This window comes from Pseudoalteromonas sp. S3776 (genome assembly GCF_005886915.1).
Lineage (GTDB): Bacteria > Pseudomonadota > Gammaproteobacteria > Enterobacterales > Alteromonadaceae > Pseudoalteromonas.
This window is the reverse complement of sequence record NZ_PNCU01000214.1, coordinates 1-362: the sequence shown is the minus strand read 5'-3', so window position 1 is coordinate 362 and position 362 is coordinate 1. Positions and strand designations below refer to the sequence as shown.

General features: G+C 48.3%; 1 pseudogene. It reads right to left on the bottom strand.

Annotation, left to right across the window (positions count from 1 at the left end):
• A pseudogene (locus tag CWC16_RS19660) lies at nucleotides 1–362 on the bottom strand (hypothetical protein); the annotation flags it as partial.

Sequence of the window (362 nt, the reverse complement as noted above, 5' to 3'; positions counted from 1 at the left end):
GACTCCGGACTGCTCTCACGCAACTCCAAATCACGGGCAATGAATTCATTGCGCTTGGGAATGGTCATTTCTGAATGAACGCGGGGTGAAGAGAGCCTTTTCACCAAAGTATCCGACAGAGGTTTCATACTGTAATGAGTATTGAAATAAGGCTCGACCTGATCCGTCTCAAGATCTCTGGCAATCACTACCTGCCTCATGTTCGAGGGGGTCATTTGATCCAGCAGATCACTGATCAGTTGAGGATCAAAGTCCTCGTACAGGTAATTTGCCCTCAGAATATCCTGTGCGGGGATATCATGGATACGAGTAGCCAGTCCTGAAGCCGTCTGCTGTGGATTGACATCTTCCTGATAGCGGAA